Here is a 20,042-nt window from a genome sequence, read left to right on the forward strand (position 1 = left end):
TGTGGTGAAGGGCGGTCAGCCGCCGAGGCGGACGGGGTTGACGATGTCGGCGTAGATGAGCAGGACGGACATGACGATGAGGAGGGACGACACGGCATACGCCACCGGCAGGGCCTTGGCGACGTCGACGTAGCCGGGGTCCGGGCGCCCGCGCAGGCGGGCGACCTGTCGCTTCAGGCCCTCCCACAGCGCACCCGCGACATGGCCGCCGTCGAGCGGCAGCAGCGGGATGAGGTTGAAGACGAACAGCGCCAGGTTCAGCGAGGCGATCAGGCCGATGAGCGTGACGAACTTCGCAGCGGCGCCCCCGTCGATGCGGGAGGTGTCGGTGCTGGCCACCTCACCGGCGACCCGGCCGACTCCGACCACGGAGATCGGGCCCTCGGGGTCGCGGGCGCCCGAGCCGAAGGCCGCCTTGGCCACGCCGACCATCTTCTCGGGGATCTTGAGCACGACACCGGCCGTGCGGGCCACCTGCTCGCCGATGAGCCCCGGGACGGCCGTGACCGGCTGCTTGACGATCTCGGGCGTGCCGCTGGTGCCGAGGAACCCGGCGCGCTCGGTCACGACCTTGCCGGAGGCGTCGGTCTGCGGTCGGCCCTGGGCGTCGTAGACGGGCAGGTCGAGCACGAGCGGCTTGGCCGTGACGGTCTGCTCCTTGCCGCCCCGCTCGAAGACGATGGTCATCGGCTTGTCGAGGTTGCCGCGGATCGCCACGCGCACGTCATCCCAGGTCGACACCTTCTTGCCGGCCACGGAGACCAGGACGTCGCCCGGCTTGAGGCCGGCGGCGTTGGCCGGGGCGACCGGCATGGCGGAGGTGCACTGCTCGGAGCTGTTCTGCCCGGCCTTCTTGATGTCGACGCACTGGCTCACGCTGGAGAGCTTCGGCGTGACCTCGGGCAGGCCGTAGAGGGTGAAGATGCCGCCGAACAGCACGGTGGCGATGATGAGGTTCATCACCGGGCCGCCGAGCATGACGACCAGCTTCTTGGGCACGGCCAGGCGGTAGAAGACCCGCTTCTCGTCGCCCGGCTGCACCTCCTCGAGACTCTGCTGGCGGGCCTCGTCCATGAGCTGGGAGAACCGGCCGGTGCTCGAGACCCGGAGCTTGGTCGGGTCGTCGCCCGGCTTGGGCGGGAACATGCCGATCATCCGGATGTAGCCACCGAGCGGGACGGCCTTGATGCCGTACTCGGTCTCCCCGCGACGGCGTGACCACACGGTGGGCCCGAAGCCGACCATGTACTGGGTCACCTTGACGCCGAACTTCTTGGCCGGCACCAGGTGGCCGATCTCGTGCAGGCCGATCGACGCGCCGATCCCGAAGGCGACGACGAGGACGCCGAGGAGGTACATCACGTGGCGGCCCCAGCGGTGTGGCTGGAAGCGGCGTGCATGTCCGGCAAACCCAACACCTTCCGTGCGCGTGCGCGGGCCCAGGCATCGGCCCGCATCACGTCGTCAACGCTCAAGGCCCCCGAATCACTCCCGAGGGCCGATCCGTGGTCGTCGACGCCGTGCTCCTCCACGACCCGCGAGACCGTGTCGACGATGTCGACGAAGCCGATGGCGCCGTCGTGGAACGCGTCGACCGCCACCTCGTTGGCGGCGTTGTACACGGCAGGGTACGTCCCACCCGCCGCGCCGACCTGCCGGGCGAGCCGGACGGCCGGGAAGGCGTCATCGTCGAGGGGAAAGAAGTCCCAGCTCTGCGCCTGCGTCCAGTCGCACGGCACGTCGACGTCGGCCAGCCGCTCCGGCCACGACAGGCCCAGCGCGATCGGCACCAGCATGCGGGGCGGCCCCATCTGCGCGACCGTCGAGCCGTCGTGGAACTCGACCATCGAGTGGATCATCTGCTGCGGGTGCACCACCACGTCGATCCGCTCGAACGGGATGTCGAACAGCAGGTGCGCCTCGATGACCTCGAGGCCCTTGTTGACCAGCGTCGCCGAGTTTGTGGTGATCACCCGGCCCATGGCGAAGTTGGGGTGGGCCAACGCCTCGGTAGGCGTGACGTCGCGCAGCTGCTCACGGGTGCGGCCGCGGAAGGGTCCCCCGCTCGCCGTGACGACCAGCCGCCGCACCTCCTCGGCGCGGCCGCCGCGCAGGCTCTGCGCGATCGCCGAGTGCTCGGAGTCGACCGGCACGATCTGGCCGGGGCGTGCGAGGGCCTTCACGATCGGTCCGCCGATGATCAGCGACTCCTTGTTCGCCAGCGCCAGCACGGAGCCGGCCTCGAGCGCGGCGATGGTCGGCCGCAGGCCGATGGAGCCGGTGATCCCGTTGAGCACGACGTCGGCGCCGCAGCGGGCGGCGAGCACGCTCGCCTCCTCCCCGACCACCACCTCGGGCCGGTATGCCGCGTGGCCGGCCTCCGCGGCATACCCGGCGACGGCGTCGGTCACCTGCTCGCGGGTGGCACTGGCGACGGCCACCAGGGGCGCCCGGGTGGCGACGGCCTGCTGCGCCACGAGGTCGACGTTGCCGCCCGCGCTCAGCGCGGCGACGGTGAAGCGGTCGGGGTTGCGGGCGATGACGTCGAGGGCCTGGGTGCCGATCGAGCCCGTGGACCCGAGCACGGCGACAGAGCGGGATGAAGTCACTGCCTCATTCTCCCCCATCAACCACACCCTGCCGGACGGGCGTGGTCCCCGTCCGGCAGGGCGGGCTCAGTCGACGAAGATCCGCTCCTCGATGAGCTGCTCCTGCACGATGCGGCCCTCACGCTCGAAGCGCCCCTGCTCGAACCGCTTCTGGAACTCGAGCTCGACCTTGTCGATGCCTCCGCGGTTCTTCTCGATGGTCAGGACCACCCACTGCCGGAACCGCTCGGCCATGTCGAGGTGGTACATCAGGTGGTGCCGGGCCACGATGTCGTACTTGTCGTTGAGGATGAACACGACGTCGGCCTCGTAGGCCAGCGCCGAGGAGCCCCGCAGGTCGTGCACGCGCATGCGCTTGCCGGCGACCAGGCTGGCCTTCTCGGCGGCGACGATGGCCAGCACCGGCGACTCGACGGTGAGGGCGATGTCCTTGAGCTGCTCGACGACGTGGGTGATGCGCTCCTCGTCACCGAGACCCGCACCGGGCACCGGCACCTTCTGCAGGTAGTCGACGAGGACGAACGGCGCCTGGCCGTGCTCCTCCGCCACCGCCTGCACGGCAGCGCGGATCTGGTCGATGCCGGTGTGCATGCCGCTCGAGGCGTGGATGTGCAGCCGGTCGGAGTAGCGCGCGAGCGCCCGCACGGCGTGGGCGCCGCCCCGGGTGTTGGCGAACTGCTCCTCCAGCGAGGTGGCGCGCGTGTGCCGTGACTCGAAGACCTGCCGGATCGTGTTGAGCGTCAAGGCTTCCGAGCCGCCGAGGTCGGCCGCCTCGATGGCGATGAGTCGCTCGAGAACGGCGTGGGCGTCGTGCTCGTAGGAGAAGAAGATCGCCGGCCGGGTGCCGGTGACGATGGCCCGGCGCAGCATCTGCAGCGCCATGGTCGTCTTGCCCAGGCCCTGCGGGCCGCCCATGAGGATGAGCTCGCCGGACCGCAGGCCGCCGGCGAGGGCGGTGTCGAGGGCGTCGAAGCCGGTCGGCCACACGCGGGCCCCGGCCGAGCGTCCCTGCTGGATCTTCGCGGTGGTGTCGGCGAGCACCGTCGTGAGCGACTTCAGGCGGGGGTCATGCGCGGGCGCCGAGGGGCTCGACCCGTCGACGACGACGAGGCCCCCCTGGTCCGCGGTGGAGACCGTGGCTGTCATGGCGCCCATTCGAGCCATACCGGGCACCCGCTGGAAGACGTGTGGGCGAAATCTGCCCGAACGGCCCATCCGCAAAACGGGCGAAGTGGACGAACCGTGCACGACCGGTCCGGGCCGCGCTAGTCCTGCTCCGCGTCCTGCCCGGGCTCCGGTTCGGCATCCCGCCTGGGGAAGCTGATGCCGCTGCTGAGCACGCGGAGCGCGGTGCCGATGTAGATGAGGTTGACGAGCATCTGGACGGTCACGAGCAGGCGGGCGAAGGTGCCGCTCGCGTGGATGTCACCGAAGCCCACCGTGGCCGTGGTGGTCACCGAGAAGTAGAGGGCGTCGGTGCGGGTGGTCATGCCGCTGAACTGGTCCGGGGCGACCGTTCCCGTGATCGCGTAGAGCAAGGCGAAGCTGAGGACCAGCAGGTAGAGGGCGCTCAGCAGCCGTTGGATCCGCACGTACTCGGCGGGCAGGCGCTCGTGGCTGCGGCGGGTCGCCACGCGGAGGAAGACCAGCAGCATCCCCCATGCGACCAGCGAGCCCACCACCCGGCCACCGGCGACCGCCCCCGACCCGGTCATGCGCAGCGGCATCAGGTAGTAGCCGACCGTGAGCAGGACGAGGACCACCGTGGTGTGCCACAGCAGCGCCACCAGCGGCTGGTTCCTCCCCCGCAACGGCACGACTCTTCCGCCTCTCCCCCGCGCCCCGGTCAGGGGGCGATGCCGACGTACTTGGTCTCGAGGTACTCCTCGATGCCCTCGAAGCCGCCCTCACGCCCGAACCCGGAGGCCTTGACGCCGCCGAACGGCGCCGCGGGGTTGGAGACGATGCCCTGGTTGAAGCCGATCATGCCGAACTCCAGCGCCTCGCTGACCCGGATCATCCGCGACAGGTCCTTGGTGAAGACGTAGGCGACCAGGCCGTACTCGGTGCTGTTCGCCAGCTCGAGCACCTCCTCCTCGGTGGAGAACGACGCGATCGGGGCGACCGGGCCGAAGATCTCCTCGGTCATGACCCGGGCGTCCTTGGGCACCCCGGTGACGACCGTCGGCTCGAAGAAGTAGCCCTTGCCCTCGGCGGCCTTGCCGCCCAGCACGATCTCGGCGCCCTTGTCACGGGCGTCCTGCACGAGCTCGGCGACGCCGTCGCGTGCCTTGGCGTCGATGAGGGGACCGACATCGACACCCTCTTCGGTGCCGCGGCCGACCGTGAGCGCCTTCATCCGCTCGGCGAACCGGCTGCCGAACTCGTCCATCAGGCTCTCGTGCACGTAGAACCGGTTGGCCGCGGTGCACGCCTCACCGATGTTGCGCATCTTCGCGAGCATCGCGCCCTCGACGGCCCGGTCGAGGTCCGCGTCCTCGAAGACGATGAACGGGGCGTTGCCGCCGAGCTCCATCGAGACGCGCAGGAGCTGCTCGGCCGACTGCTCGACGAGCTTGCGGCCCACCGGCGTCGAGCCGGTGAAGGTGAGCTTGCGCAGCCGAGGATCACGGATGATCGGCTCCATCACGTCGCCGGTGCGCGAGGTGGTGACGACGTTGAGCACGCCCTTGGGAAGGCCGCACTCCTCGAGCAGCTGGGCCAGGGCCAGCATGGTCAGCGGCGTCTGGCCGGCCGGCTTGACCACCATGGTGCAACCGGCGGCGATGGCCGGGCCGATCTTGCGGGTGCCCATGGCCAGCGGGAAGTTCCACGGCGTGATCATCAGCGTCGGCCCCACGGGGGCCTTCATGGTGACCAGGCGGGTCGCGCCGTTGGGCGACGTCGAGTAGCGGCCGTGGATGCGCACGGCCTCCTCGGCGAACCAGCGGAAGAACTCGGCGCCGTAGGTGACCTCGCCCTTGGACTCGGCCAGCGTCTTGCCCATCTCGAGGGTCATGAGCATGGCGAAGTCGTCGGCGCGGGCGGTGATCTTCTCGAACGCCGCGCGCAGGATCTCGCCGCGGTCGCGCGGCGCCGTGGCGGCCCACTCCCGCTGTGCCGCAACGGCGGCGTCGAGCGCCGCCTTGCCGTCCTCGACGCTGGCGTCGGCGACCTCGGTGAGCACCTCACCGGTGGAGGGGTCCTCGACCTTGATGGTCGCCCCGTCGGAGCTGTCCCGCCAGGTGCCGCCGATGAGCAGGCCGGTGGGGACGGAGTCGATCAGGTCCTTCTGCGACAGGGTCATCAGGAGCTCTCCTCGTTCTTCTCAGGGGTCTCGTCGGTGGTCTCGTCGTGCGCCGTGTCGTCGTGCGCGTATGCCGCGGGCGCTCCCTTGGCGGGCCACGTCTCGTTGTCGTCGTGTGACAGCGCCGTGCTGTGGTGGTGTCCGTGCGCGTGCGGCGTGCTGCCGAACGGCTGGGTGGGCTCGGGAACCCGGCCGGCCAGCAGCGGCTGGGCGGGGTCCCACCGAGTGCCTTCGCGCTCGTCGCGACGCTTGCGCGCGATGGCCGAGAGAGCCTCCAGCACAACGCGGTTCGCGAGGGCGGCGGTGATGTCGGCGTGGTCGTAGGGCGGGCTGACCTCCACGACGTCGATGCCGACCACGGGCAGCTCGAGACAGATGCGGCGCACCGAGTCGAGCAGCTCACGGGCCGACAGGCCACCGGGCTCGGGCGTGCCGGTGCCGGGTGCGTGGCCGGGGTCGCACACGTCGATGTCGACGGAGAGGAAGACACCGTCGCACTCGTCGGTGGCGATGGCGAACGCCTCGGTGAGGCAGTCCTGCAGGCCGCGGTGCACGATCTCGGTCATCTCGAACGAGCGCATGCGCTGTCCGGCCATCCAGTCCAGCGTCTCCGGCGGCGGCCAGTAGCCGCGCAGCCCGACCTGCAGGAACCGGTCGCCGCGCAGGGCCCCTGACTCGATGAGCCGGCGCATGGGCTGGCCGTGACCCCACAGCGAGCCGAACTCGATGTCACCGGTGTCGGCGTGGGCGTCGAAGTGGATCATCGAGACGCGGCCGTGGCCGAGTACGTTGGCCACGCCCTTGGCGTCGGGGAAGGCGATCGAGTGGTCACCGCCGAGCACCACGGGGATCGCGCCGGCCCGCGCCACCTTCTCCACCGCCGCCTCGAGGGCGGGCAGGGCGACCTCGATGTCCCCGGAGTACATCTCGACGTCACCCGCGTCGACCACCCTGAGGTCGACGAGCCCGTCGGTGCGTAGCGCCAGCGACGGCCGCGAGCCGTCGTGTGGCAGGTAGTCGGTCATCCGGATCGCCTGCGGCCCGAAGCGGGTTCCCGGGCGGTGGGAGGTGCCTCCGTCGAAGGGTGCGCCGAGCACGACGACGTCGGCGCCGGCATACGACTCCGGCTCGTCGAGGTCGCACGGCGGCACGCCGAGGAACGTGATGTCGGGCCCGAACTGGGCGCCGTAGCGGGTCATGGCTCGACCCTAGTCCCCGGTCGCGACGGCCGCCGGGCGGTCCTCCATGCCCCACGGGGAGCCGTAGCCCTCCGGCTTGGGAGCCTTCAGCAGGTCGAGGAAGGGGACGGCGTCGAAGGCCTCGGGAGCCAGCACGCCGCTGCCCGACCAGGCACCCGTCGCGAGCAGCTCGAGGGCGACGACCGGGTTGACGGCGGTCTGCCACACGACGCACTGGGCGCCGTAGTCGCGCATCGTCTGCTCGTTGTCGGCGACGTGGTACAGGTACGTGCCGCGCGGCTGCCCGTCCTTGCCGGTGCCGGTGACCCAGAGGCCGGCGCAGGTCTTGCCGGTCATGCGCGGACCGATCGTGGCCGGGTCGGGCAGGCACGCGGCGACGACGTCGCGGGGTGAGACCTCCACTCCCCCGACCCGCACCTTCTCCGTGCGGTCGAGCCCGAGGGTGTTGAGCGTCTTCAGCACGCCGATGAACTCGTCACCGAGGCCGTACTTGAAGGTGACCCGCTTGGCGTCGAGCCAGCGCGGCATGAGGAGGACCTCCTCGTGCTCGACGTTGACGCACTCCACCGGGCCGATGCCCTCGGGGAACTCGAAGACCTCCGGCTCGGAGAACGCCGGAGTGGTGAACCAGCCACGGTCCTTCTCCCACACCACAGGCGGGTTGAGGCACTCCTCGATGGTCGTCCAGATCGAGAAGCTCGGCGCGAACACCTCGTTGCCGTGCTCGTCGTGCACCGCGAGGTTGGCGCCGTCGCGGGTGCCGAGCTCGTCGATCTCCGAGAACAGGTGGTCGGAGGCGTAGCGCGCGAACACGTCCGACAGTCCCGGCTCGACACCGATGCCCACCAGCGCGAGCCGGCCGGCCGCCTCCCACTCCTGGGCGAGCGCGAACTGCTCGTCGCCCAGCTTGACGCCGGTCTCGGCGTAGGGCTGCTCGGGGTGGCGCTGCGACAGGCTCATCGCCATGTCGAGGTAGTCGGCGCCGGCCGCGAACGCCCCGCGGAAGATCGGCATGACGAACCGCGGGTCGACGGCGTTGAGGACGTGGGTGGCCCCGTGCTCGCGGACGAGCGCCTCGACCGCCTCGGCGCTGGACGCGTCGACCTGTGCCGCCACCAGTCGACCCTCCCCGGGGCGGCGGGCGGTGGCCGCCTCGACGGTGGCCTTGGCGCGGGCCTCGTCGTAGTCGGCGACGACGAGCAGCTCGAAGAAGTCGCGTTCGACGGCGATGCGGGCGACGGCGTCACCGACGCCGCCGGAGCCGACCAGGAGGATGCGCACGAGCTATCAGGCTGCTTTCTGTCGTCGGCTGGAGTAGGCCTGTCCGCCCACGACCACGACGAGCGCGATGAGGAACATGATCGTGCCGATCACGTTGATCTGCACCGGTGTTCCGCGGGTGGAGGCGCCCCAGACGTACATGGGGAAGGTGATCGAGCTCGGGCTGGCGTTGAAGTTGGTGATGATGTAGTCGTCGAAGCTGAGCGAGAAGGCCAGCAGCGCGCCGGCGGCGATGCCGGGCGCCGCGAGCGGCAGGGTCACCCGCAGGAACGTCTGCACGGCGTTGGCCCCGAGGTCGGCGGCCGCCTCCTCCAGTCGCGGGTCGAGCGAGGCCACCCTCGCCTTCACCGCCACCACGACGAACGAGAGGCAGAACATGATGTGGGCGATGAGGATCGCCTCGCTGCCGGAGGGCACGCCCATCATCACGAACAGCGTCAGCAGGCTCGAGCCCATGACGACCTCGGGGGTGGCCATCGGCATGAAGACGAGCAGGTTCGTGCCCGCCCGGCCCCGGAACCGGTGGCGGCCGAGGGCGAAGGCCACCATGGTGCCGAGCACCGTCGCGACGAACGAGGCGGTGATGCCGATCCGCAGCGACAGCCCGAGGGACTCACAGATCCCCGGTGTGCCACAGGGGTGCTGCCACGCCTCGGTGGAGAACTCGGTCCACTGGTAGTTGTAGCGACCCCTGGGCTTGTTGAAGGAGAAGATCGCCACCACGACGTTCGGGATGAGCATGTAGAACAGCACGGCCAGGGCCGCGAAGGCCAACAGGTGGCGCTTGACCCACCTCATGTCACACCAGCTCCTCGGTGCCGGCCTTGCGGACGTAGGCCATGACCAGGGCGAGGATCAGCACGAGCAGGACGAACGACAGCGCGGCCGCCAACGGATAGTTGAGCACCCGCAGGAACTGCGCGTCGATGACCTGGCCGATCATCACCGTCTGCGTGTTGCCCAGCAGCTTCGAGTTGATGAAGTCACCGGCCGCCGGGATGAACGTCAGCAGCGTCCCCGCCACGACACCGGGCAGCGACAACGGCCAGGTGACGAACCGGAAGCCCTGTGCCGGCGAGGCGTAGAGGTCGCCGGCCGCCTCCACCAGGCGCGGGTCGAGGCGCTCCAGCGAGGCGTACAACGGCAGGATCATGAACGGCAGGAAGTTGTAGGTCAGGCCGCAGATGACGGCGAACTTGCTCGCCATGAGGTTGTCGTTGGAGGTGAGCCCCACCGCCTGCAGCAGGTTGGTGAGCCCGATGCTGCGGGCGAAGGAGGTGACCGGGCCCACGTCGCTGAGGATCGTCTGCCACGCCAGGGTGCGGATCAGGAAGCTGGTGAAGAACGGGGCGATGACGAGCACCAGGAGCACGTTCTTCCAGCGTCCCGCCTTCAGCGCCATGAAGTACGCCAGCGGGTAGCCCAGCAGGAGGGCGAGCACCGTGGCCGACGCGGCATACCCGATGGAGCGCAGCAGCTGCGGGAAGTAGCTCTGCAGCGCCTCGGCGTAGATGCCGACGTTGCCCGTGAAGGTGTAGCCCTCGTCGATCGAGCCCTCCTGGAGCGACTGCGAGAAGAGGGTGATCATCGGCACGACGAAGAACACGAACAGCCACAGCAGGCCCGGGAGCAGCAGGGCGTAGGGCACCCAGTTGCTGCGCCGGCGCTCCGGCGGCGCCGACGCGCCGGTCGACAGAGCCGGCGCAGTGCCGGTGACGCTGGCCACGTCAGTCCTCCGTGTCCACGCCGGCGTCGGCGTCCTGGTGGGCGTCGAGTGCGAACCCGTGCTCGGCCGCCCACGAGATGGTGACGTTCTCGCCCACCACCGCCCGGGCGGACCCGTCGTTCTGCTGCACGACCGTCAGCTCGCGGCCCCACGGCATCCGCACGAGGTACTGCGTGGCCACCCCCGTGAACGACACGTCGCTGACGGTGCCCTTGAGCTGGTTCGGGCCACCGCCGGTGCCGAGGCGCAGCTTCTCGGGGCGCATCCCGAGGAAGATCTCGCGTATGCCGTCGGGCAGGTGCGCGCGGGAGACCTCGAGGTCGGTGTCGTGGCTGCGGACCACGACGGTGCCGTCCGAGCCGGGCTCGCCGGTCACGGTGGCCCGCAAGAGGTTCGACTGGCCGAGGAAGTTCGCGACGAAGGTCGACCGTGGCGACTCGTACAGAGTCGCCGGGTCGCCGAGCTGCTCGATGCGGCCGCCGTTCATCACCGCGATGGTGTCGGCCATCGTCATGGCCTCCTCCTGGTCGTGGGTGACGTGGACGAAGGTGATCCCCACCTCGGACTGGATGCGCTTGAGCTCGATCTGCATCTGCCGCCGCAGCTTCAGGTCGAGCGCGCCCAGCGGCTCGTCGAGCAGCAGCACGTCGGGCCGGTTGACGATGGCGCGGGCCAGCGCGACGCGCTGCTGCATGCCGCCGGAGAGCTGGACCGGCTTCTTCCGGCCCACCTCCGCGAGCTGCACCAGCTCTAGCGCCTCCTCGGCCTTGCGCTTGGCGTCCTTGTCCCCACGGCGCTTGAGACCGAACGCGACGTTGTCGAGCACCGTCATGTGCGGGAACAGCGCGTAGGACTGGAACACCGTGTTGACGTTGCGCTGGTACGCCTTCGTCGAGGTGATGTCCTTGTCACCGATGAGGATCTGGCCGCCGCTGGGGTCCTCGAGGCCCGCGATCATGCGGAGCGTGGTCGTCTTGCCGCAGCCGGAGGGACCGAGCAGGGCGAAGAAGGAGCCCTGCGAGATGGTCAGGTCGGTCGGTTGCACGGCGGTGAACTGCTCGAAGGACTTCGTGAGCCCGACGAGGCGCAGGTCGCCGGAGAGCTGCTCTGCCATCAGCTCGCGGTCAGCTCTGCCCACTTGGCGGAGTACTTCGTCTCCTCCGCCGGGGTGAGCCCACGGAAGACGTGGGCCCGGGACAGGGTCTGCGGGTCGGGGAAGATCAGCTGGTTCTTCGCCACTGACGGGTCCTCCTTCACCAGGACCTCCTTCGACCCCTTCACGGGCGCGATGTAGTTGACGTAGTCGACGACCTGCGCCATCACCTTGGGGTCGTAGTAGTAGTTGATGAGGGTCTCGGCGTTCTTCTTGTGCTTGGCCATGGCCGGGATCACGAAGTTGTCCGACCAGAGGGTGCACCCGGTCTGCGGCAGCACGTAGCCCAGCGACGGGTTCTCGGCCTGCAGCTGCACCACGTCGCCGGTCCAGGCGATGCACGCGGCGATGTCACCGGCAGCCAGCGGCTTGGTGTACTCGTTGCCGGTGAAGCCGCGCAGCTGGCCGGCGTCCTTGGCCTTCTTGATCTCGTCGATGGCCGCGTTGAAGTCGGCGTCGGTGAACTTCGTGATGTCCTTGCCCATGGCGAGCATCACCAGGCCGACCGAGTCACGCATCTCCGACAGCAGCGTGACCTTGCCCTTCAGGGACGGGTCGGTCAGCAGCTGGTCGACGGTCTCGACCTTCTTGCCACCGGTCGCCTTGGGGTTGTAGGCGATTCCCGCGAAGCCGCTCTGCCACGGGAGGGAGTACACGCGGCCCGGGTCGAACTCGACGTTCTTGAGGGAGTCCTCGACGTTGCCGTGGTTGGGGATGTTGGCCAGATCGAGCTTCTGCACGTAGCCCTGGCGGATCAGGCGGGCGACCATCCAGTCGGTGCTGCACCACACGTCGCGCCCGGTGTCGTTGCCGGCCGCGAGGAGGGGCCTGACCTTGGCGTAGAACTCGTCGTTGTCGTTGTAGTCCTCGGTGTAGTTGACCTTGATCCCGGTCTGCTTCGTGAACGCCTCCAGCGTCGGGCGCTTCTGGGTCTTGTCGTCGACGTCGATGTACTCCGGCCAGTTCGACCAGTTCACCAGCTTCTCGGAAGCGGACATGTCCTGCGCCGACTTGGCACTGGCGCTCGTGCCCCCGGACGCGGAGGGGCTGCGGCCCTTCGACCCGCAGGCGGCCAGCGTCGTGACGCCGAGCCCGGCGGCACCGATCATGAGCGTGCGACGGGAGAGCAGCCCTCGAGCCAGTGAGACGCTGAGGGTGGGAGGGATCTGGTCGTTCATGGGGCGTTTCTCCTGAGAGGGGCGGCAGGGGCGTCGGTGCGCGTGGGGGAAGGGATGCGCGTGGAGGGGGGGCGGGTTGGCCTGGTGGGGGCGTCAGCTCTCGATGTTGGCCATGACGTGCTTGATGCGGGTGTAGTCCTCGAAGCCGTACATGGACAGGTCCTTGCCGTAGCCGCTCCGCTTGAAGCCGCCGTGGGGCATCTCGGCCACGATCGGGATGTGGGTGTTGATCCAGACCGCGCCGAAGTCGAGCCGCTTGGACATCCGCATGGCCCGGCCGAAGTCCCTGGTCCACACGCTGGAGGCCAGGCCGTAGTCGACACCGTTGGCCCAGCGCACCGCCTCGTCCTCGTCGGTGAACTGCTGCACGGTGATGACGGGGCCGAAGATCTCGTTCTGGATCGCCTCGTCGTCCTGCCGCAGGCCCGAGAGCACGGTCGGCTCGAGGAAGAAGCCGTCGCCGAGCGAGGCCACCCGGTGGCCGCCGGCTGCGACGGTCGCGTGGTCGGGAAGCCGCTCGAGGAAGCCCTGCACCCGCTGGAGCTGGTTGGCGTTGTTGACCGGGCCGAAGGCGGCGTCCTCGTCCTCGGGCATGCCGACCTTGGTGGAGGTCCGGGCGAACTCCGCGAGGGCGGAGACGAAGTCATCGTGGATGCGCGGGGCCGCGAGCACCCGGGTGGCGGCGGTGCAGTCCTGGCCGGCGTTGAAGTAGCCGGCGCCGGCGATGCCCTCGACGGCCGCCTCGATGTCGGCGTCGTCGAACACCACGACCGGCGCCTTGCCACCGAGCTCGAGGTGCACGCGCTTGACGTCGTGCGAGGCGCTCTCGGCGACCTGCATGCCGGCCCGGACCGAGCCGGTGATGGCGACGAGCGCCGGGGTCTTGTGGGCGACCACGGCGCGGCCGGTGCTGTGGTCACCGGTCACGACGTTGAAGGTGCCCGGCGGGAGGAACTCGGCGGCGATCTCCGCCATGAGCAGGGTCGTCTCAGGCGTGGTGTCCGAGGGCTTGAGCACGATGGTGTTGCCCGCGGCGAGGGCCGGCCCGATCTTCCAGACCGCCATCATCATCGGGTAGTTCCACGGGGTCACCTGGCCGACGACGCCGATCGGCTCCCGGCGGACCCACGAGGTGTGGCCCTTCATGTACTCGCCGGCCGACTTGCCCTCGAGCACGCGGGCCGCACCGGCGAAGAACCGCAGCTGGTCCACCATCGGCGGGACCTCCTCGCTGGCGGTCAGCGCGTGCGGCTTGCCGGTGTTCTCGGCCTCGAGGCGCACGAACTCGTCGGCGCGCCGCTCGATCGCGTCGGCGAAGCCGAGCAGCGCCTTCTGGCGCTCGCTCGGCGTGGCCTGGCCCCACTCCGCGAAGGCGGCGTCAGCGGCGGCATACGCCTTGTCGACGTCAGCCTGCGACGACACCGGGGCCTTGGCGACGACCTGCGCCGTTGCCGGGTTGACGATGTCGGTCGTGGCGTCGGTCTCCGCGTCGACGTACTCGCCGTTGATGAAGTTGCGCAGGACGCGAGGCGTGGCGGTCAAGGGGCTCTCCCGGTGGCTCGGTGGGTCGCTCGGTCAGGGGCTGGGTCTGGGGCTCGGTGGCGGGCAGGTACGGATTCCGGTGTTTGGAACTGTAGCCAGAAGAACCGCGATTTCAATAGGTTCCGGCGACCAGATCGCAGAAATCAACATGGAATTAACACGAGGACGACGGATTCCGTCGTCTGGGTACTTGCGTCGCCGATGCGGAGACGGCACAGTGGCGGGCGTGACCCGGTCCCCCAACAACCACCACGAGGCGCGCCTCGACGACGTCTCCAAGGCGATCATCGAGCACCTCCAGGAGGACGGACGGCAGTCGTACGCGACGATCGCCAAGTCCGTGGGGCTGTCGGAGGCCGCGGTGCGCCAGCGCGTGCAGCGGCTCCTCGACAGCGGCGTCATGCAGATCGTCGCGGTCACCGATCCCCTGCAGGTGGGCTTCCGCCGGCAGGCCATGATCGGCATCCGCGTCGACGGTGACCTCACTGCCGTGGGGGACGCGCTGACCGAGATGCCCGAGGTCGACTACGTCGTCACGACGGCCGGGAGCTTCGACCTGCTGGCCGAGGTCGTCTGCGAGGACGACGACCAGCTCCTCGAGCTCCTCACCAAGCGCGTGCGGACCCTGCCCGGGGTCCAGTCCACCGAGACCTTCGTGTACCTGAAACTCAACAAGCAGCACTACAACTGGGGTACGAGATGACCACCGAACCGTCCACCGTCTTCGAACCGTCGAGCGACACCCACACGCCGCGCGGCACGCTGCACAGCGAGGCCGCCCGCGACCACCTGTGGATGCACTTCACCCGGCACTCCGTGTTCGAGGACCACGGGGAGGGCGGCCTGGGCCACTCGGTGCCGATCATCACCCGCGGCGAGGGCCACAAGATCTGGGACGACCGTGGCAACGAGTACATCGACGGCCTCTCCGGGCTGTTCGTCGTGCAGGTCGGCCACGGCCGCGAGGAGCTCGCCGAGGCGGCCGCCAAGCAGGCCAAGGAGCTGGCCTTCTTCCCGCTGTGGTCCTACGCCCACCCGCGCGCGATCGAGCTCGCCGAGCGGCTGGCCGCCGGCGCCCCCGGCGACCTCAACCGCGTCTTCTTCACCACCGGTGGCGGCGAGGCCGTCGAGACCGCGTGGAAGCTCGCGAAGCAGTACTACAAGCTGACGGGCAAGCCGACCAAGCACAAGGTCATCAGCCGGGCCGTCGCCTACCACGGCACCCCGCAGGGAGCGCTGTCGATCACCGGCATCCCGGCCGCCAAGGAGATGTTCGAGCCCCTGGTGCCGGGTGCCTTCAAGGTCCCCAACACCAACCACTACCGCGCGCCCGAGCACCTGCGCGACGACGAGAAGGCGTTCGGCCGCTGGGCCGCCGACCGCATCGCCGAGGCCATCGAGTTCGAGGGCCCCGACACCGTCGCGGCCGTGTTCCTCGAGCCGGTGCAGAACTCCGGTGGCTGCTTCCCGCCGCCGCCCGGGTACTTCGAGCGGGTCCGCGAGATCTGCGACGAGTACGACGTGCTGCTCGTCTCCGACGAGGTGATCTGCTCGTTCGGTCGCATCGGGTCGATGTTCGCGTGCGACGACTTCAACTACGTGCCCGACATCATCACCTGCGCCAAGGGCATGACCTCCGGCTACTCCCCCATCGGCGCCATGATCGCCAGCGACCGGCTGTTCGAGCCCTTCAAGAAGGGCACGACCTACTTCCCGCACGGCTACACCTTCGGTGGCCACCCGGTGAGCGCCGCCGTCGCCATGGCCAACCTCGACATCTTCGAGCGCGAGGGCCTGAACCAGCACGTCATGGACAACGGGCCGAAGTTCCGCGACACCCTCGAGCGGCTGCTCGACCTGCCCATCGTGGGCGACGTGCGCGGCGCCGGGTACTTCTACGGCATCGAGCTCGTCAAGGACAAGAACACTCGCGAGACCTTCAACGACGACGAGTGCGAGCGCCTGCTCCGCGGCTACCTCTCCAAGGCGCTCTTCGACGCGGGCCTCTACTGCCGTGCCGACGACCGCGGCGACCCGGTCATCCAGCTCGCGCCGCCGCTCATCATCGGCCAGCCGGAGTTCGACGACATCGAGTCGCGGCTGCGCTCGGTGCTCAAGGACGCCGAGAAGCACCTCTGACGGGTATGCAGCCGCGCCCCCTCTGGTGGGAGGGTGCCCGGGCCAGCGCCGACCCCGACTCGGCGCTGACCGGTGACACCACCGCCGACGTCGTCATCGTCGGCGGTGGCTTCACCGGGCTGTGGACCGCCTACTACCTGCTGCGCCAGGACCCGTCGCTCGACGTGCTCGTGCTCGAGGCCGAGCACGTCGGCTTCGGCGCCAGCGGCCGCAACGGCGGCTGGGTCTCCGCGCTGTGGCCGGTCGGGCCGGAGACCATCGCCCGCACCCACGGTGCCGAGCAGGCCCGGGCCATGGTGCGAGCGCTGCAGGACACCGTCGTCGAGGTCGGTGACGCCGCCCGCGACGAGGGCATCGACTGTGGTTTCGCCCAGGGCGGCACCGTCGTGCTCGCCCGCAGCCGTGCCCAGGCCACCCGCGCGCAGGCCGAGGTCGAGGCAGGCGAGCGGTGGGGTGACGGGACCCAGTGGCTCGACGCCGCGGAGGCGCGCGAGCGCCTCGCCGCCACGGAGGTGCACGGCGGCACCTGGAACCCGCACTGCGCCCGGGTGCACCCCCGGCGGCTGGTCGACGGCCTCGCCGCGGCGGTGTGCCGGCGCGGCGGCCGGGTCGCCGAACGCACACCGGTGGCCTCGGTGGCGCCGGGGACGGTGCTCACTGCGGCCGGCCACAGGGTCACGGCCCGGCACGTCATCCGGGCCACCGAGGCGTGGACCGCGCGGATGCCCGGGCGGCGTCGCACCGTCGCGCCCGTCTACTCGCTCATGGTCGCGACCGAGCCGCTGAGCGCCGCCCAGTGGAGCGACATCGGGCTGGCGTCGCGCGAGGTCTTCGCCGACCACCGCCACGTGGTCATCTACGGGCAGCGCACCGTCGACGACCGCATCGCGTTCGGCGGCCGGGGCGCGCCCTACCACTGGGGCTCGCAGATCCGGCCGGCCTTCGACGAGCACCAGCGCGTGTTCGCCGACCTGCGGGCGACCCTGCAGCAGATGCTCCCCCAGCTCGAGGGCGTGACGTTCACCCACGCCTGGGGTGGCCCGCTCGGCATCGCCCGCGACTGGCACCCGAGCGTGGGACTCGACCCCGAGACCCGCCTCGGCTGGGCCGGCGGCTACGTCGGCGACGGCGTCGCAGCCAGCAACCTCGCGGGCCGCACCCTTGCCGACCTCGTGCTCGGGCGGGACACCGCCCTGACCTCGCTCCCCTGGGTCGGGCACCGGTCGCGTGCCTGGGAGCCGGAGCCGCTGCGGTGGCTGGGCGTCAACGCCGGGCTCCGTATCGCCGAGGCGGCCGACCGCGAGGAGGCCCGCACCGGGCGCCCCGCCGTGCAGGCCCGGCTGCTCACCGCGCTCACCGGGCACTGAGCCCGCACACTGTCGCCGTGGCCCTCGACCCCGCTGACCTCTCCCCCGCCGCTCTCGACTTCCTCACCACCCGGCACCTCGCGACGCTGACCACGCTGCGCCCCGACGGCACGCCGCACGTCGTGCCCGTCGGCTTCACCTGGGACCCCGAGCACCGGCTGGCACGCGTCATCAGCAGCGGCTCGAGCCGCAAGGCGCGCAACGCCGCCGCCGGCTGCCGCGCCGTGCTCTGCCAGGTCGACGGCCGCCACTGGCTGGCCCTCGAGGGGCAGGCCCGCGTGCTCACCGCACCCGACGAGGTGCGGGAGGCGGAGCAACGGTATGCCGCCCGCTACCGCCAGCCGCGGGACAACCCCGAGCGGGTGGTCATCGCCGTGGCCGTCGACCGCGTGCTCGGCAACCTGTGACGGCACACCTGTGACCGCCGACCGGGAGATCGAGACGCTCCACGACCTCGAGCGGACCCTCGCCCTGGGGTTGCCGCTCTGCGGGCTGCGCCTGCAGGACCTCGACCTGACCCGTCACGAGCCGGAGCTCCTGGCGCGCACCGACGTCGAGGGCCTGGTGGTGCTCGGTGGCCGGCTCTCCCCCGAGCTCGAGTCGCACCTGCGGGCCCACCACGCCCTGATCTTCCCCACGGACCCGCATGCCCCGGTGAACCCCTACCGGGCCACGTTGTACCAGCCGAACGAGCTCTACGCGGGGCTGGCCGGGGACGGCTACGACGCCACCCCCGACGCGCTGGCCTACCACTGGTCGCGCGACGCGCAGCTGCGCCACGACGCCTTCGTCACGCTGCTGCGCGCCATCCACGACGACTCCATGAGCGACGCGCTCACCGAGTTCGTCGGCACCCGGCCGGTCGTGGGGGTCATGGGCGGCCACGCGCTCGCGCGGGGCACCCAGGGGTATGCCGCGGCCGCCCGGCTCGGGCACACCCTCGCCTCCCAGGGCCTGGTCGTCGCCACCGGCGGCGGTCCCGGTGCGATGGAGGCTGCCAACCTCGGTGCCTTCTGCGCCGAGCCGGCCCAGCTCGAGGACGCGCTGCAGCGGCTCGCCGCCGTGCCCTCGTTCCGGCCCGACATCGCACCGTGGGCAAGGCTGGCCCTCGTCCTCCACGACGAGGTCATGGGAGCCGGCCGGCCCCGCCGGGTCAGCAGCGTCGGCATCCCCACCTGGTTCTACGGCCACGAGCCCCCGAACGTCTTCTGCGACGGGATCGCCAAGTACTTCTCCAACGCCATCCGCGAGGACGGCCTGCTGGCCCGCTGCACCGCGGGCCTGGTGGTGCTCGAGGGCGCCGCCGGCACCGTGCAGGAGGTCTTCCAGGCGGCCACCCGGCTCTACTACGCCGCCGAGGGCAGCGACCTGCCGCCCATGGTGCTGGTGGGCGCCCGCCACTGGACGGAGGTCCTGCCGGTGTGGCCGGCCCTGCAGGCGCTCGCCCACGGGCACGGCATGGCCGGCGCGCTGCACCTCGTCGACGACGTCGGCGAGGTTGCTGCCCTGCTGCGCACCTGACGCGAGCCCGCACCCGCGGCGGGTCGAACGCGCCCGGGGCTCGAACCTGCCCGGGGCTCGAACCTGCCCGGGTCTCGAACCCGGCCCCGCGGTCAGTCGAAGACGATGGTGCGCCGGCCGCGCAGGATGACCCGGTGCTCGACGTGCCAGCGCACGGCCCGGGCCAGGGCCATCGCCTCCAGCTCCTGCCCGACGCGGGCGAGCTCGCCGGGGCTCATCCGGTGGTCGACCCGGCGGAAGTCCTGCTCGATGATCGGTCCCTCGTCGAGGTCGGCCGTGACGTAGTGGGCCGTGGCGCCGATGACCTTCACCCCACGGTCGTGGGCCTGGGTGTAGGGCTTGGCGCCCTTGAAGCTCGGCAGCAGCGAGTGGTGGATGTTGATGACCCGGCCGGCGAAGTCGGCGCACAGGTCGGCCGAGAGGATCTGCATGTAGCGCGCCAGCACGATCGTGTCGGCCCGGTGCTCCTCGACCAGGCGGCGCAGCTCCGCCTCGGCCGCCGGCTTCGTCGCGGCCGTGACCGGCACGTGGTGGAACGGGATGTCGTGCCACTGCGCGAGGCCGCGGAAGTCCTCGTGGTTGGAGACGATGGCGGGGATCTCGACGTTGAGCGACCCTGTCTCGGCCCGGAAGAGCAGGTCGTTGAGGCAGTGGCCCTGCTGGCTCACCATCACCAGCAGCCGGTGGCACACCGACAGGTCGTGCACGGCCCACTGCATGGCGAACTCGGTGGCGACCGGCTCCAGTGCGGCCCGCAGCGCCTCGACCTCGAGCGGGGTGCCTTCGCGCACCAGGTGCATGCGCAGGTGGAACTCGCCCGACGACGGGTCGCCGAACTGCTGGGCGTCGGCGATGGTCAGGCCCTGCTCGAGGGCCACCCCGGTGACGGCGTGGACGATGCCGCGGCGGTCGGGGCACGACACGGTGAGGACGAACTCGCGACCGGCCTCCGGGGTCGGGGTGGTCTGGCCGTGCACGGCTGCTCCTCGCTCAGGTGGGGGTGGTCCGGGGAGCCGTCAC

At 70.6% G+C, this 20,042-nt stretch carries 18 protein-coding genes; 5 read left to right on the forward strand and 13 right to left on the reverse strand.

Annotated features, from left to right (window positions below; all coding sequences use genetic code 11):
• Positions 1 to 15 precede the first annotated feature (15 nt).
• From BMW78_RS00890 to BMW78_RS00945, 12 genes are all read right to left on the reverse strand, one after another.
• On the reverse strand, positions 16 to 1,359 hold the full coding sequence (locus BMW78_RS00890; RefSeq protein WP_091755525.1) for a M50 family metallopeptidase: 1,344 nt from the start codon (positions 1,357 to 1,359) through the stop codon (positions 16 to 18).
• Positions 1,359 to 2,627 (reverse strand): 1-deoxy-D-xylulose-5-phosphate reductoisomerase, encoded by a 1,269-nt coding sequence (gene dxr, locus BMW78_RS00895; RefSeq protein WP_091755527.1) that lies wholly within the window; start codon positions 2,625 to 2,627, stop codon positions 1,359 to 1,361. The genes BMW78_RS00890 and dxr overlap by 1 nt, the downstream gene beginning before the upstream one ends.
• A 48-nt stretch (positions 2,628 to 2,675) precedes the next feature.
• Entirely contained in the window at positions 2,676 to 3,755 is a 1,080-nt protein-coding gene (locus BMW78_RS00900) for a DnaB-like helicase C-terminal domain-containing protein (RefSeq protein ID WP_091756459.1), read from the reverse strand.
• Positions 3,756 to 3,874: 119 nt separating this feature from the next.
• On the reverse strand, positions 3,875 to 4,426 hold the full coding sequence (locus BMW78_RS00905; RefSeq protein WP_218144186.1) for a potassium channel family protein: 552 nt from the start codon (positions 4,424 to 4,426) through the stop codon (positions 3,875 to 3,877).
• 29 nt (positions 4,427 to 4,455) lie between these two features.
• The gene (locus BMW78_RS00910) at positions 4,456 to 5,916 is read right to left on the reverse strand and encodes an NAD-dependent succinate-semialdehyde dehydrogenase (protein WP_091755530.1); all 1,461 of its coding nucleotides are present in this window, start codon (positions 5,914 to 5,916) and stop codon (positions 4,456 to 4,458) included.
• A complete protein-coding gene (speB, locus tag BMW78_RS00915) occupies positions 5,916 to 7,115 on the reverse strand; it encodes an agmatinase (protein WP_091755532.1) in 1,200 nt (399 codons plus the stop codon). The genes BMW78_RS00910 and speB overlap by 1 nt, the downstream gene beginning before the upstream one ends.
• Before the next feature lie 9 nt (positions 7,116 to 7,124).
• Entirely contained in the window at positions 7,125 to 8,396 is a 1,272-nt protein-coding gene (locus BMW78_RS00920; RefSeq protein ID WP_091755534.1) for a saccharopine dehydrogenase family protein, read from the reverse strand.
• A gap of 6 nt (positions 8,397 to 8,402) precedes the next feature.
• Entirely contained in the window at positions 8,403 to 9,194 is a 792-nt protein-coding gene (locus BMW78_RS00925) for an ABC transporter permease (RefSeq protein WP_091755536.1), read from the reverse strand.
• Position 9,195: 1 nt separating this feature from the next.
• Positions 9,196 to 10,122 carry an ABC transporter permease gene (locus BMW78_RS00930; protein ID WP_177180225.1) on the reverse strand — a complete coding sequence of 309 codons (927 nt, stop codon included), beginning with the start codon at positions 10,120 to 10,122 and terminating at the stop codon, positions 9,196 to 9,198.
• Between the two features lies 1 nt (position 10,123).
• Positions 10,124 to 11,236, reverse strand: coding sequence for an ABC transporter ATP-binding protein (locus BMW78_RS00935; RefSeq protein WP_091756463.1), 1,113 nt, complete (start codon positions 11,234 to 11,236; stop codon positions 10,124 to 10,126).
• Entirely contained in the window at positions 11,236 to 12,453 is a 1,218-nt protein-coding gene (locus BMW78_RS00940) for a polyamine ABC transporter substrate-binding protein (RefSeq protein WP_091755538.1), read from the reverse strand. The genes BMW78_RS00935 and BMW78_RS00940 overlap by 1 nt, the downstream gene beginning before the upstream one ends.
• A gap of 93 nt (positions 12,454 to 12,546) precedes the next feature.
• On the reverse strand, positions 12,547 to 13,995 hold the full coding sequence (locus BMW78_RS00945) for a gamma-aminobutyraldehyde dehydrogenase (protein ID WP_091755540.1): 1,449 nt from the start codon (positions 13,993 to 13,995) through the stop codon (positions 12,547 to 12,549).
• Between the two features lie 226 nt (positions 13,996 to 14,221).
• Here BMW78_RS00945 and BMW78_RS00950 point away from each other — a divergent pair, with 226 nt between their 5' ends.
• Genes BMW78_RS00950 through BMW78_RS00970 form a run of 5 tightly spaced genes read left to right on the forward strand, consistent with a single transcriptional unit; the run spans position 14,222 to position 19,022 of the window.
• Positions 14,222 to 14,698 (forward strand): Lrp/AsnC family transcriptional regulator, encoded by a 477-nt coding sequence (locus BMW78_RS00950; protein WP_245735592.1) that lies wholly within the window; start codon positions 14,222 to 14,224, stop codon positions 14,696 to 14,698.
• Positions 14,695 to 16,134 carry an aspartate aminotransferase family protein gene (locus tag BMW78_RS00955; protein WP_091755542.1) on the forward strand — a complete coding sequence of 480 codons (1,440 nt, stop codon included), beginning with the start codon at positions 14,695 to 14,697 and terminating at the stop codon, positions 16,132 to 16,134. The genes BMW78_RS00950 and BMW78_RS00955 overlap by 4 nt, the downstream gene beginning before the upstream one ends.
• A 5-nt stretch (positions 16,135 to 16,139) precedes the next feature.
• Positions 16,140 to 17,501, forward strand: a complete 1,362-nt coding sequence (locus tag BMW78_RS00960; protein WP_091755544.1) for an NAD(P)/FAD-dependent oxidoreductase — start codon at positions 16,140 to 16,142, stop codon at positions 17,499 to 17,501.
• Between the two features lie 17 nt (positions 17,502 to 17,518).
• Complete coding sequence (locus BMW78_RS00965; protein ID WP_091755546.1) at positions 17,519 to 17,908, forward strand: PPOX class F420-dependent oxidoreductase; 390 nt, start codon at positions 17,519 to 17,521, stop codon at positions 17,906 to 17,908.
• A gap of 10 nt (positions 17,909 to 17,918) precedes the next feature.
• Positions 17,919 to 19,022 (forward strand): LOG family protein, encoded by a 1,104-nt coding sequence (locus tag BMW78_RS00970; protein ID WP_091755548.1) that lies wholly within the window; start codon positions 17,919 to 17,921, stop codon positions 19,020 to 19,022.
• A 92-nt stretch (positions 19,023 to 19,114) separates the two neighbouring features.
• Here BMW78_RS00970 and purU read toward each other — a convergent pair whose 3' ends face one another.
• Complete coding sequence (gene purU, locus BMW78_RS00975; protein ID WP_091755550.1) at positions 19,115 to 19,999, reverse strand: formyltetrahydrofolate deformylase; 885 nt, start codon at positions 19,997 to 19,999, stop codon at positions 19,115 to 19,117.
• Positions 20,000 to 20,042 lie beyond the last annotated feature (43 nt).

Origin of the sequence: Pedococcus cremeus, from assembly GCF_900111375.1 — a bacterium.
In the GTDB taxonomy this organism is placed as follows: domain Bacteria; phylum Actinomycetota; class Actinomycetes; order Actinomycetales; family Dermatophilaceae; genus Pedococcus_A; species Pedococcus_A cremeus.

Bases quoted from the DNA above. Each gene is read 5' to 3' on its own strand.
- BMW78_RS00955 (WP_091755542.1), top strand. From the start codon at position 14,695: ATGACCACCGAACCGTCCACCGTCTTCGAACCGTCGAGCGACACCCAC.
- BMW78_RS00910 (WP_091755530.1), bottom strand. From the start codon at position 5,916: ATGACCCTGTCGCAGAAGGACCTGATCGACTCCGTCCCCACCGGCCTG.
- speB (WP_091755532.1), bottom strand. From the start codon at position 7,115: ATGACCCGCTACGGCGCCCAGTTCGGGCCCGACATCACGTTCCTCGGC.
- BMW78_RS00960 (WP_091755544.1), top strand. From the start codon at position 16,140: ATGCAGCCGCGCCCCCTCTGGTGGGAGGGTGCCCGGGCCAGCGCCGAC.
- BMW78_RS00940 (WP_091755538.1), bottom strand. From the start codon at position 12,453: ATGAACGACCAGATCCCTCCCACCCTCAGCGTCTCACTGGCTCGAGGG.
- BMW78_RS00925 (WP_091755536.1), bottom strand. From the start codon at position 9,194: ATGAGGTGGGTCAAGCGCCACCTGTTGGCCTTCGCGGCCCTGGCCGTG.
- dxr (WP_091755527.1), bottom strand. From the start codon at position 2,627: ATGGGGGAGAATGAGGCAGTGACTTCATCCCGCTCTGTCGCCGTGCTC.
- BMW78_RS00935 (WP_091756463.1), bottom strand. From the start codon at position 11,236: ATGGCAGAGCAGCTCTCCGGCGACCTGCGCCTCGTCGGGCTCACGAAG.
- BMW78_RS00900 (WP_091756459.1), bottom strand. From the start codon at position 3,755: ATGACAGCCACGGTCTCCACCGCGGACCAGGGGGGCCTCGTCGTCGTC.
- BMW78_RS00890 (WP_091755525.1), bottom strand. From the start codon at position 1,359: ATGTACCTCCTCGGCGTCCTCGTCGTCGCCTTCGGGATCGGCGCGTCG.